This window comes from Collinsella sp. CM84Y_54, from assembly GCF_036317945.1.
GTDB lineage: Bacteria > Actinomycetota > Coriobacteriia > Coriobacteriales > Coriobacteriaceae > Collinsella.
Genome location: NZ_JAWQCX010000001.1, coordinates 265,352 through 277,596, shown reverse-complemented (window position 1 = coordinate 277,596; position 12,245 = coordinate 265,352). Strand labels below are relative to the sequence as shown.

8 protein-coding genes are annotated in these 12,245 nt (G+C 61.8%); 4 read left to right on the top strand and 4 right to left on the bottom strand.

Annotated features, from left to right (window positions below; all coding sequences use genetic code 11):
• Positions 1 to 155: 155 nt before the first annotated feature.
• Positions 156 to 587 (bottom strand): double zinc ribbon domain-containing protein, encoded by a 432-nt coding sequence (locus V2391_RS01245; RefSeq protein WP_006234085.1) that lies wholly within the window; start codon positions 585 to 587, stop codon positions 156 to 158.
• An 808-nt stretch (positions 588 to 1,395) separates the two neighbouring features.
• Here V2391_RS01245 and V2391_RS01240 point away from each other — a divergent pair.
• The 4 genes from V2391_RS01240 (at position 1,396) to V2391_RS01225 (ending at position 6,248) form a co-directional block, all read left to right on the top strand.
• A complete protein-coding gene (locus tag V2391_RS01240) occupies positions 1,396 to 2,877 on the top strand; it encodes an NAD(P)/FAD-dependent oxidoreductase (protein WP_329737933.1) in 1,482 nt (493 codons plus the stop codon).
• Between the two features lies 1 nt (position 2,878).
• Complete coding sequence (locus V2391_RS01235) at positions 2,879 to 4,270, top strand: NAD(P)/FAD-dependent oxidoreductase (RefSeq protein ID WP_329737932.1); 1,392 nt, start codon at positions 2,879 to 2,881, stop codon at positions 4,268 to 4,270.
• A gap of 4 nt (positions 4,271 to 4,274) precedes the next feature.
• On the top strand, positions 4,275 to 4,673 hold the full coding sequence (locus V2391_RS01230) for a DUF1667 domain-containing protein (RefSeq protein ID WP_329737931.1): 399 nt from the start codon (positions 4,275 to 4,277) through the stop codon (positions 4,671 to 4,673).
• Positions 4,674 to 5,159: 486 nt separating this feature from the next.
• The gene (locus V2391_RS01225; RefSeq protein ID WP_329737930.1) at positions 5,160 to 6,248 is read left to right on the top strand and encodes a M24 family metallopeptidase; all 1,089 of its coding nucleotides are present in this window, start codon (positions 5,160 to 5,162) and stop codon (positions 6,246 to 6,248) included.
• Positions 6,249 to 6,349: 101 nt separating this feature from the next.
• On the opposite strand, the gene V2391_RS01220 is transcribed toward V2391_RS01225, so the two are convergent.
• From V2391_RS01220 to clpX, 3 genes are all read right to left on the bottom strand, one after another.
• Positions 6,350 to 7,693, bottom strand: coding sequence for a bifunctional folylpolyglutamate synthase/dihydrofolate synthase (locus V2391_RS01220; RefSeq protein ID WP_329737929.1), 1,344 nt, complete (start codon positions 7,691 to 7,693; stop codon positions 6,350 to 6,352).
• Between the two features lie 158 nt (positions 7,694 to 7,851).
• Complete coding sequence (locus V2391_RS01215; protein ID WP_329737928.1) at positions 7,852 to 10,548, bottom strand: valine--tRNA ligase; 2,697 nt, start codon at positions 10,546 to 10,548, stop codon at positions 7,852 to 7,854.
• 287 nt (positions 10,549 to 10,835) lie between these two features.
• Positions 10,836 to 12,245, bottom strand: coding sequence for an ATP-dependent Clp protease ATP-binding subunit ClpX (clpX, locus tag V2391_RS01210; RefSeq protein ID WP_329737927.1), 1,410 nt, complete (start codon positions 12,243 to 12,245; stop codon positions 10,836 to 10,838).

The following is a 12,245-nucleotide window of genomic DNA, read 5'->3' as shown; positions in this document are numbered from 1 at the left end:
TGCCTTGGTATACAAGCGCCCGCCGCACCTTAATGGCACGGCGGGCGATTTTCTACGCATGCTTCATCGTGTGGGGGCGGGGCTGCGGGGCGCGCGTGCGGCTTGCGCGTGACGCGCGGGGCCCGTGGCTTACGGCCGGCCCGGCGATGGATGCGTTACTGGATGCGAGTTCGGCAGTAGGGGCAGACCTTCCAGTGCGCGTCGAGCGGGCGATGGCAGCTGGGGCACACGTTGCGAACCTGGGTGTCGCACACCGGGCAGACGACAAAGTCCTTCTCGATGGGGGCGCCGCACTGCGGGCAGGTGCCGTACTGGGCAAGCTGGCGCTCGCGCAGGGCCATGTCCAGCTCCTGCTCCTCGCGGTCGGCCGCGTAGGAGTGCGGGCGCAGGACCAGGTAGGCGATGAGGCCCACAAACGGGATAAGGGCAATGATGCCCCATGCCACGTAGGCGCTGGCGCCGCGGCGGCGAGCGTCGATGAACACATAGACGACCGACAGCACGTACAGGGCGATGATAAAGCCCACGAAGGCATAGATGACGCCCATAAGCTGCGGCGACATGAGCTCGGAGATGTACTTGGACATTGAGGTGTACCTTTCGGAATATTTACAGTCTGGTCAAGTTTACCACGGGGTTTGTTTATATGGGACTACGGTTACAAGCGGGGCTGATGCGGACACAAACATCTCAATCTGTAACATCTAGGGCCTCAAAACCCCTCTTACTGTTACAGATCGAGACATTCAAAATCCGCCGGAAGGTTTGTCTTGATCTGTAACATCTAGAACCCAAAACATCAGCTAGCTGTTACATATTGAGACAAAAGAAAACGTCCAGGCCGAATGTCTCAATCTGTAACAGTTACTCGGCAAAAACAGTCCCAGATGTTACAGATTTAGACAAACCATTCTCTCCCCGACTTAAATCTCAATTTGTAACAACAACTCGGCAAAAACAGGTCTAACCGTTACAGATTTAGACATTCGAAACCGACTGATAGGTTCATCTAAATCTGTAACATCTAGACCCCAAAACGGTCCCTAGATGTTACAGATCGAGACAGAAGAATCTCTCCATGACTTTAAATCTCAATCTGTAACACATAGGACCGATTTTCTCCTCTTACTGTTACAGATCGAGACAAACGGAGGGACCACTTGGCAAACGTCTCGATCTGCAACATCTGGAACCCAGTTCTTCTGCTTACTGTTACAGAACGAGACAAACTTCTGACACCAGGGACGGCAGACGAGGACACCGATGGTCCTGAGTCTCCCCTCGCCTGCCGTTGGCGGGTGTTGCGGGACTGTTCGCCGCATTGCCGCCGCACTGGGGGTGTGCAGACCGTAGGATAGTCCTATTGACAGCCTGTCAACTCGTCTGGGAGGCACCGTGGCAAAAACGTTTGATATCGCGATTGTGGGCGCGGGCATCACCGGGTGCGCCATCGCGTGGCAGCTCGCGCGCTATGACTTGTCCACTTGCGTGGTCGAGGCGGCCAACGATATCGCGCTGGGCGCGTCGAAGGCCAACGGCGGCCTGGTGCACGCCGGCTACGATCCGGCGCCGGGCACCGTAAAGGCGCAGGTCAACGCCCGCGGTTGCGAGCTGTATGGCACCTGGGCCCAGGAGCTGGGATTTTTGTTCCGCCGCACCGGGTCGATGGTGCTGGGCTTCAACGACGAAGACCGAGCGCACCTGGAGAAGCTGCGCCAGAATGGCCTTGCCAGCGGCGTGCCCGAGCTGGCGATTATCGGCCCCAAGCGTATCCGCGAGCTGGAACCGCGTGCCAGCGCCGACGCAACATGCGCGTTGTGGTGCCCCTCGACCGGTTACGTCGACCCGTTTGAAGTGGCCATCGCCGCGCTGGAGAACGCGGTTGCCAACGGCGTGACGTTTATGCGCTCCGCACCGGTGGAGGCCATTGAAGTTGCCGACGGCGCTGACGGGGGCACTGCCGCCGACGGCAAGGGCCGCGCGCGCTTTACGCTTGTGACGCCCGCCGGCAATGTGCGCTGCCGTTACCTGATTAACGCCGCGGGCAACGGCGCCGCGGACATCTCGCATATGGCGGGCGCCGAGGAGTTCCAAATGGTCTGGCGCCAGGGCAATATTGTGGTGCTGGACAAAGAGCCGCGCGCGCTCATGCCGCTCTACCCCGTTCCAACGCCGGTGTCCAAGGGCGTTATCGTCACGGGTACCGTACATGGCAACACCGTGATTACCGCAACGGCCGCCGTGCGCGAGCCCGGCGACACGCAAACCTATGCAAGCGATGTCAACGCGCTGCTGAGCGGCGCGTGCAAGCTGGTGCCCGGCTTGGACACTCGCCGCGTAGTCCGCGCGTTTGCCGGCGGTCGCCCGGTCATTCAGGGGACCAACGACTTCTTTATTGGGCAGTCGGCCGTGGTGCCGGGACTGTTCCAGGCGGCGGGCATTCAGTCGCCGGGCGTGGCGAGCGCGCCGGCCATTGCCGAGCGCATGGAGCAGGTACTGCGCGATGCCGGCGTGAACCTGCGCGAACGGGACGATTGGAACCCGATTCGCCGCGCGCCGGACGACTTTGACCGCGCACCGCTTGCGCGTAAGGAAGAACTCATTGAGACCGACCCCGCGTGGGGACAAATCGTCTGCCGCTGCGAGACGGTGCCCGAGGCCGAAATCGTGGCTGCGATTCGACGCCGCCCGGGCGCGGTTTCGGTCGAGGGAGTCAAGCGCCGCTGTCGTGCCGGCATGGGTCGGTGTCAGAGCGGCTTTTGCCAGAGCCGCGTGGTGGCGATTCTGGCGCGCGAGCTGGGCTGCGACCCCAGCGAAGTGCTGTTGGAGGATGCCGGTTCTTGGCTGGTCGAAGGACCACTGAAGGGGGTGCGCTAGAATGGCGACGCTTGATATACGCGACGGGCGCGCAGGGGCAGGAACTACCGAGGCGGTGCAGACGCAGGCGTTCGACGTGGTCGTTATCGGCGGCGGCCCTGCCGGCATGGCGGCCGCGCTTGCCGCGCATAAGGCCGGCGCGAGCGTAGCCATCGTGGAACGCGTACAGCATCTGGGCGGCATCCTGCGCCAGTGCATCCACCCCGGTTTTGGCCTTTCGCACTTTAAGCAGGAACTCACCGGTCCCGAGTACGCGCAGCGCTTTATCGACCAGGTGCGCGAGACCAACATTGCGCTGTACTTGGGCAGCATGGTGCTTGGGATTGATTCGGACGAGGGCGCGAGCGCTTCGGGCGTGGACGAGGCCGCGGGAGATGCCGCGGTCCACACCGTCACGCTCATGAGCTGCGCAGGCATGCTGCAGCTCACCGGGCGCGCGGTCGTCCTTGCCATGGGTTGCCGTGAGCGCACCCGCAGCGAGATCAAGATTCCCGGCAGCCGACCCGCCGGCGTGTTTACGGCCGGCCTGGCGCAGCGATACATCAATATCGAGAACCTCAAACCTGGCTCGCGCGCCGTCATTTTGGGCTCGGGCGACATCGGACTCATCATGGCACGCCGCTGCACGCTCGAGGGAATTTCGGTCGAGGGCGTGTACGAACTCATGCCGTACGCTAACGGCCTGCGCCGCAATGTGAAAAACTGCCTGGACGACTTTGGCATTCCGCTGCACCTGTCCACCACCGTAACGCGCGTGATCGGGCGCAATCGCGTGGAGGCCGTCGAGGTGAGTCGGGTCGACGAGCACCTGGCACCCATTCCGGGAACCGAGCGCGTTGTTCCGTGCGACACGCTGCTGCTTTCGGTGGGTCTGATTCCCGAGAACGAGCTTTCGGTTGCCGCGGGCGTGGAGCTGGACCCACGTACGCGCGGAGCCGTGGTGGACCAGAGTCTGCAGACGGGCGTGCCGGGTATATTTGCCTGTGGCAACGTGCTGCACGTGCACGACCTGGCAGACAATGTGACGACCGAGTCCGAACGCGCCGGTGCAGCCGCGGCGGCGTGGGCGTTGGGGGCTGTCGACACCGCAGCGGGAGTGGCGGACGCGGGTTGCCAGCTCACGGTCTCTCCCGCTGGCATTGCGGGCTACGCGCTGCCGGGCCGCATTACGACCGTCGGGCTCACTAAGCTCAACTTCCGCGTACGCCGGCCGGTCGATGCCGCCCGCGTGCGCATTCTGGCAGGCGACGAGGAACTGTTTGCAGGCAAGGTCCGCCCGTTCAAACCGAGCGTTATGGAAAGCTTCCCGCTGCCGGCAAAGGTGATTCAGCGCACACTCGACCTGGGTGTCAGCGAGATTGTTCTTTCCGTCGATCCCGTTGAGGAGGCGTAAGGCCATGAGCATAAACGCGATCGAAACGCTGCAGTTCAACTGCACCACCTGCCCATCCGAGTGCCTCCTGACCGTAGAGGTAGAGCGTGACGCAGACGGCGCCGTGGTAGAGGTGCGCTCCGTGACCGGCAACAGCTGCCCCCGCGGCGATACGTTCGCGCATCAGGAGCTCACCTGCCCTATGCGCGTGCTCACCACCACCGTGGCCGTATCCGGCGGCGACGAGGCGCTGCTACCCGTGCGCACGGCCGAAGCCATCCCGCTGGAACTCCACGCCCAGGCGATGGACCTCATCCGCGGCCTGATCGTCGACGCCCCCATCCGCATGGGCGACGTCGTTCTGGATGACCTCCTCGACACGGGCATCAACCTCATCGCCAGCATGGACATCGACCCTGCCTAGGTAGCTTATTTGGGACGGGGCTCTTTTAGCTACCCCGCCATTCACCCTGTCCCTCCTCAATTGCGGTGAAATAGTTCCTGATTTCCGCCAAAACGCCGGCATCCAGGAACTATTCCACCGCAACTTTCCTTGGGATCGGTATTTAGCCTGTGCCTACTTTAGTGCCATTTCAAAACCATGCCGGATTACGGGGCTGATTCGGAGACTCCCATCCATACCGGCAATTTTCGATTTTTGATAAGCCGTCTACCTGCGGTTTTAATTTCGCGATTTATCCCATAGTCAAGTAATACAGGTCCAGCCCCGTAATCCGCCATAGTTTTGAAACCAGCTAATTCGGGACGGGACTGTATTGACTACTTTTACCTATCAGCCCACCCCAGAAAAATCATTCCGTATGTTTGACGCAGCTAAAATAGCCCCGTCCCAAATTGACTACCCTGGCATTGGGGATACCATGGTGGCACCCTAGCGAAAGGACGATGTATGGCACATGTCGATGACCAGCGCGTAGCGCGCGTGCTCGATGCGCTCGAGGCTCAGCACCCCGGCGCGCAGCTGCTTGTAAACGACCCGTGGTCGATTTATTACCTGACCGGCTTTTATGCCGATATGTTCGAGCGTTTTTGTGGTGTGCTGCTCGCACGCGGTAGCGAGCCCGTAATCTTGGTCAACGCGCTGCATCAGCTGCCGGAATATGACAATGCCCGCGTCGCCTATCACACCGACACCGAAGTCGCGGCCGACGCCATCGTTCGCGAGGTCAATCCATCCAAGCCCCTCGGCATCGACACCGTCATGCGCTCCGGCTTTTTGATGCCGCTCATGGATCGTCGCGCCGCGAGCGAGTTCTTCCTGGGCGACTTTGCCGTCACCGCCGCACGCACCCACAAGGATGAGGCCGAGCAGGAGCTCATGCGCGTGTCCTCGGCCGCCAACGACGCCGTGATGGCCGATGCCATCAAACTCGTTCACGAGGGCGTGACGGAGTGCGAAATTGCCGACCAGATGCTCGGCCTGTACCGCAAGCACGACTGCGAGGGCTTTAGCTTTCCACCCATCGTGAGCTTTGGCGCCAACGCCGGAGACCCGCATCACGAGCCCGACGATACGGTACTCAAGCGCGGCGACGTGGTGCTGTTCGACATTGGCGGGCGTCATCGCAATTACTGCTCGGACATGACGCGCACGTTCTTTTGGGGCGAGCCGGACGAGGAGACCGCAGACATCTACGACATCGTGCGCCGCGCCAACGAGGCCGCCGAGGCGCTCATCGCACCGGGCGTGCGCATGTGCGACCTGGACCGCGCCGCGCGAGACGTGATTGAGGATGCGGGCTATGGACAGTACTTTACGCACCGCCTGGGGCACTCGATCGGTCTGCAGGACCACGAGCCGGGCGATGTCTCGCTCGTTAACGAGCAGGTCGTAGAGCCGGACATGACGTTCTCTATCGAGCCGGGCATCTACCTCCCCGGCCGCACCGGCGTCCGCATCGAGGACCTTGCCCTGGTTACCGAGTCCGGCGTCGAGATCCTCAACGCCTACCCCCACGATCCAGTCCGCCTAGGCTAGACTGGTCCCCAAGCCCCCAAACTAAGTTGCGGTGGAATAGTTCCTGGGCTGCTAGAACCCAAAAATAGGAACTATTTCACCGCAACTGATGAGGGGATGGGTTAACGGAGCAGCCCCGCTACTTCGCCGGCTAGGGTGATGGTGCCGGCGGCTACGAAGGGCTCGCCCGCGGCATCGAAGGCGGCGAGAGCCTCGGATACGCTGGGGTATACACCGGCCAGCTTGTTTACGTCCACCAGGGCAGCGAGCTCCTCTGCCGGCAGGGCGCGATCGGAATCGGTCTGCGTCACGACCACACGGGGGAACGCCGGAACAAGCACGTCGACGATGCCCGCCACGTCTTTGTCTGCCAGCGCGGCACACAGCAGCGTAGGGCGATTCTCTACGCACGGATCGATCTCATCCAAGGCGCTCACAAAGTTCTCGCAGCTCTGGGGGTTATGGCAGGCGTCAATCAGCTTGAGTGGATCGGTTCCCAGCACATCAAAGCGACCCGGCGTGGGGCAGCCCATAAGCGAAGCGTCGAGCGCATCGTGGTCGAGCTCGCGGCCCAGATACCCCTCGCACAGCATAATCGCGCACGCGGCATTCTGCGGCTGATACGCCGGCTTAACCATCCTCGACGTATAGATCGCGCGCGGCGTGGTGCAGCTGAACTCAACCGTATCGCCCACATGCGCCGGCACCTTAGTCGTGACATGGTTCACCACGAGCGGCACCACACCGCATTCGCGGCAACGGGCATCCATCACGCGCTGCACGCTCGCCTCATGCGTACCCTCGCCCAAAACAACCAAACGCCCGGATTTGATAACCGCAGCCTTCTCCCCCGCAATGGCCTCGAGCGTATCGCCAAGGACCTTCGTATGGTCGAGTCCAATGCCCGTAATGGCGACGGCCACGGGATCGGTCGCACTCGTAGCATCCCAGCGTCCGCCCATGCCAACCTCAAGCACGGCCACGTCCACGCAAGCCTCGGCAAACATAGTCAAACCGGCCACGGACAAAAGATCGAAGGGCGTAATAGCACGGAGCTCCTCGCCCGCCGCCTCACGACGTGCGTTGAGACGACGACCTGCCTCATACGCCGCAGAGACACCATGGGCAAAGACCTCGTCTGAGACGACCTTTCCATCAATCTCCATACGCTCGGGATAACGCACCAGATGAGGAGACGTAAAGAGCGCCGTCTTAAGGCCCTCACCACGAAGAATGGCAGCCGAGAATCGCGTCGTCGAGGTCTTTCCATTGGTACCGGCTATCTGGACGCAATCATAGAACTCGTCAGGACGACCAAGCTCATCGAGCATCTCAACGACGGTCTCGAGCAGCGGCGTGGAATAGCGCGCAATCTTGCCCGTATCGGCCGCAAGTGCAACAGCCTCATCAAAAGAAAGTTCCGGAACCCCAAACGGCACCGAATACAACCCAGAACGCTTCGCCATAACCAAAGTCCCCTCAACATAAAAAGAGGCCCGTAAGCAACAACGAGCCCCTCCCATTCAAAATATCAGCCAAACCCCGCTTGCAGCAGATTCAAGGCCACAACCCAGTGGCCCTACCGGGCAGCGGACGCCCCCGTAACCGCGCCCCCCAGTACCGCCTACGAGAAGTCAGCAACCTGAGCAGTCAGCGCCGCCAGGATCTCCTTGAGCTCAGCTGCACGGTCCCTCTTCTTCTGGACCACGGCGGGCGCAGCCTTAGCCACAAAGCCCTCGTTGGCGAGCGTCTTCTCGCAGCCGGCAAGCTCCTTCTGAGCCGCGGCAATCTCCTTCTCCAGGCGTGCCTTCTCGGCCGAAAGGTCAACCTTGCCCTCGAGCACCACAAAGACCTCGACGCCGCTGTCGACCACGGCGATGCTCGCAGCCGGCTTCTCAACGTCGGTACCCATGACCAGCGAGGCAGTGTTGGCCAGCGGCTCGATGGTCGAGCGCAGGCTCTCGAGCTTCGCGATGTCCTCGGCGCCGGCGCGCACGACCACGTCGAGCTCGGCCTTGGGGCTCAAGCGATAACGCGAACGCGTGGCGCGGGCGGCGGACACGACGGTGCGGCACAGCTCAAACGCGCGCTCGGCGTCCTCGTCGACATACTTGGCGTAGTCGGCGGGCTCGGGCCACTTGGCGATCATGAGCGCCTCGGCGCGATCCACGTTGCCCTCGGCATCCAGGTCGAGCACGCTCGCCGGCATGTTGTCCCAGATTTCCTCGGTGACAAACGGCATGAGCGGGTGCATCAGGCGAATGGAGGTGTCGAGTACAAAGATCAGGTTACGCTGCGCCTGCAGACGACCCTCGCCCTTCAGGCGGGCCTTGGTGACCTCGACGTACCAGTCGCATACCTCGTTCCAGAAGAACTGCTGCACGCCGCGGGCCATGTCGCCAAAGGTGTAGTTCTCGATGCCTTCGGTGACCATCTTGACGGCCTTGGCCAGGCGGCTGAACATCCAGGCGTCGGCCGGCGTCTCCACGACGGGCTCGCCGGGCGTGTAGCCCTCCATGTTCATAAGCAGGAAGCGGCTGGCGTTCCAGATCTTGGTCACAAACGACTTGGCCTGCTCGGTGCGCGGGCTGTCGATGAGCTTCTTGGTCTTCTTGTCGATGTTCGCGTCGAACTTGACGTCCTGGTTGTTGGTGCAGAGCGTCAGCAGGTTGAAGCGCATGGCGTCGGCGCCGTACATGCCGATGAGGTCCATGGGGTCAACGCCGTTGCCCTTGGACTTGGACATGCGGCTGCCGTCCTTGGCAAGAATCGTCGGGTAGATGACGACATCCTTAAACGGCACCTCGTCCAGGAAGTACAGCGAGCTCATGACCATGCGGGCAACCCACAGCGCGATGATGTCGCGCGCGGTGACGAGCGCCGTCGTGGGGTGATGGCCCTCGAGCAGCTCCGGCTTTTGCGGCCAGCCCTGCGTGGCAAAGGTCCACAGCTGCGAGCTGAACCAGGTGTCCAGCACATTCTCGTCCTGATGCACGTGATGGCCGCCGCACTTGGGGCACACGTCGGTGTCCTCGGTAAGGGCGTCCTCCCAGCCGCAGTCCTCGCAGTAGAACACGGGGATGCGGTGGCCCCACCACAGCTGGCGCGAAATGCACCAGTCCTTGAGGTTCTCCATCCAGGTGGTGTAGGTCTGCGTCCAGCGCGCGGGGTGGAAGGTGACCTTACCGGAGTTGACGGCGTCAAGCGCCGGCCCCTTGAGCTTGTCGACTGCCACGAACCACTGCTCGGAAAGCCACGGCTCCAGCGCGGAGTCGCAACGGTAGCAGTGCATGACGGAGTGATCGAGTTCGTCGACGTGATCGAGCAGGTCGTGCTCCTCAAACCACTTGATGACGGCCTCGCGGCACTCGTCGCGGTTCATGCCGGTGAACTCGCCGTAACCCTCAACGACCACCGCATGCTCGTCGAAGATATTGATCTGCGGCAGGTCGTGGGCCTGACCCATGGCGTAGTCGTTGGGATCGTGGGCCGGGGTGACCTTAACGAAGCCGGAGCCAAAGTTGGCGTCGACATGCCAATCCTCAAAGATGGGGATCTCGCGGTCGACGATGGGGAGCCTGACGGTCTTACCCACAAAGGCGGCCTTCTCGGGGTCCTTCGGGGAGACGGCGACGCCCGTGTCGCCGAGCATGGTCTCGGGGCGCGTGGTGGCGACGACGATATAGTCCTGGCCGTTGACCGGCTCGGTCAGCGGGTAGCGCAGGTGCCACAGATGGCCCTTCTCGTCCTTGTACTCGGCCTCGTCGTCCGAGATGGCGGTAGTGCAGTTGGGACACCAGTTGACGATGCGCTTGCCGCGATAGATCAGGCCGTCGTGGTACCAGTCGCAGAACACCTTGCGCACGGCCTGGGCGTAGTCCTCGTCCATGGTGAAGCGCTCGTTATCAAAGTCGACGGAGCAGCCCATACGCTTGATCTGCTCGACGATGATGCCGCCGTACTCGTGGGTCCAATCCCAGCAGGCGTCGACAAACTTGTCGCGACCGATCTCCAGGCGGCTAATGCCCTCGCTCTTGAGCTTCTTGTCGACCTTGGTCTGCGTAGCGATACCAGCATGATCGGTACCGAGCACCCAGCGCGTAGACTTGCCGCGCATGCGGGCCATACGGATGATGGCGTCCTGGATGGAGTCGTCGGTGGCGTGACCCATGTGGAGCTTGCCGGTCACGTTGGGAGGCGGAATGGTTACGGTGCAGTCGCCCACGCCCTCGCGGCGCTTGTAGTAGCCGCCGTCGAGCCACTTCTGCAGGATCGCCGGCTCGTTGGTCGACGGATCATAGTTCTTGGGCATCTCTTCCATATATCTCTCCCTGTCCCGCCGGGGAGGAATGTAGGCCCGATTTTCGCTCGGTCAGGTCCTGGGCTCGCTCGAAGACCACATTAAGTGGTCTTCGGCTCGTGCGGAATCTACGAAAATCGGGCCTACATTCCTCCCCTTAGGTATCGATTACTTCAGTCTGAATTGACTTTGCCGAGGCTTAAACAAACACACAGAATAGCACAGGTAGTTGGGGTTATTGCGTATATATAAAATAGCCTCCGACCGCGGATGGTCAGAGGCTATTTGCAAACACGTTTTAGGCTGGTTTAGCCGTAGATGCGCTGGGGTTGCTCTTCGCCCTTGACGGCCGCTTCGGTTACGACGACTTTGGCAACGCCCTCCTCGCTGGGGAGATCGAACATCGTCTGCTGCAGCACGTCCTCGCAGATGGAGCGCAGGCCGCGGGCGCCGGTCTTGCGGGCAAGCGCCATGCGGGCGATCTCGTGCAGGGCGGCGTTCTCAAACTCAAGCTCAACGTCCTCGAGCTGGAACATCTTGCGGTACTGACGCACCACGGCGTTCTTGGGCTCGGTCAGGATTGACACCAGATCGTCCTCGTCGAGCGCCTGTGTCTGGGTGACGACGGGCGTACGTCCCACAAACTCGGGGATCATGCCAAAGGCGTTGAGGTCCTGCGGAAGCACCTGGCGCAGCAGGTCGTTCTCGTCGACCGAGGTGGGGCCGGCGATCTCAGAGTTAAAGCCCACGCCCTTGTTGCCCACGCGGTCGGCGATGATCTTGTCCAAACCCACAAAGGCACCGCCGCAGATAAACAGGATGTTGGTCGTGTCGATCTGCAGCAGCTCCTGCTGGGGATGCTTGCGGCCGCCGGTGGGCGGAACGCTTGCCACCGTGCCCTCAAGAATCTTAAGCAGTGCCTGCTGAACGCCCTCGCCCGAAACATCGCGGGTAATGGAGAGGTTCTCGGCCTTGCGGGCGATCTTGTCGATCTCGTCCACGTAGATAATGCCAACCTGCGCGCGCTCAATATCGCCATCGGCGGCATTGATGAGCTTGAGCAGGATGTTCTCCACGTCCTCGCCCACGTAACCGGCCTCGGTGAGCGCGGTGGCGTCGGCGATGGCAAACGGCACCTCGAGGATGCGCGCGAGCGTCTGCGCCAGAAGCGTCTTACCGGTACCGGTGGGGCCGAGCAGCAGAATGTTGGACTTGGCGAGCTCCACCTCGTCCATATCATCGTCGAGCTGCGAATCCAAGCCGTCGTCAAAGGCCGAAAGCGCAGCGCCGCCCTCGATCACGCGGCGATAGTGGTTGTACACGGCAACCGACATGGCGCGCTTGGCGTCTTCCTGGCCCATGACATAGGCCGAAAGCTCGTCATAGATCTCGTGCGGCGTCGGCACGTGCGTGATGACCTGGCGCGCGTCGTCCTCGAGCTCAAAGCCCTCGGCCTCGGGATCCATGGCAGGCTGGGACGCAGCCTGGCCGTGATCGTTGAGGAAGCCCGGCAGCTTGCCGTTGCGGGCGGCGTCCATAAAGTCCGAAGCCAGCGACTCCTCCAAAATCTCGGAACAGGCGGCGACGCACTCGTCGCAGATAAAGATGTTGGTCGGACCCTTAACAAGGCGGCGAACCTGCCCCTGCTCTTTTCCGCAGAAGGAGCAGCGGATGGGGTTGCCGTTCTCGTCAAAGTTGTCCTGCATGTTACCGGCCAT

Excerpts from the sequence above, each read along its gene's own strand:
- V2391_RS01245 (WP_006234085.1), bottom strand. The coding sequence starts at position 587 with ATGTCCAAGTACATCTCCGAGCTCATGTCGCCGCAGCTTATGGGCGTC.
- V2391_RS01235 (WP_329737932.1), top strand. The coding sequence starts at position 2,879 with ATGGCGACGCTTGATATACGCGACGGGCGCGCAGGGGCAGGAACTACC.
- V2391_RS01230 (WP_329737931.1), top strand. The coding sequence starts at position 4,275 with ATGAGCATAAACGCGATCGAAACGCTGCAGTTCAACTGCACCACCTGC.
- V2391_RS01225 (WP_329737930.1), top strand. The coding sequence starts at position 5,160 with ATGGCACATGTCGATGACCAGCGCGTAGCGCGCGTGCTCGATGCGCTC.
- V2391_RS01220 (WP_329737929.1), bottom strand. The coding sequence starts at position 7,693 with ATGGCGAAGCGTTCTGGGTTGTATTCGGTGCCGTTTGGGGTTCCGGAA.
- V2391_RS01215 (WP_329737928.1), bottom strand. The coding sequence starts at position 10,548 with ATGGAAGAGATGCCCAAGAACTATGATCCGTCGACCAACGAGCCGGCG.
- clpX (WP_329737927.1), bottom strand. The coding sequence starts at position 12,245 with ATGGCCGGTAACATGCAGGACAACTTTGACGAGAACGGCAACCCCATC.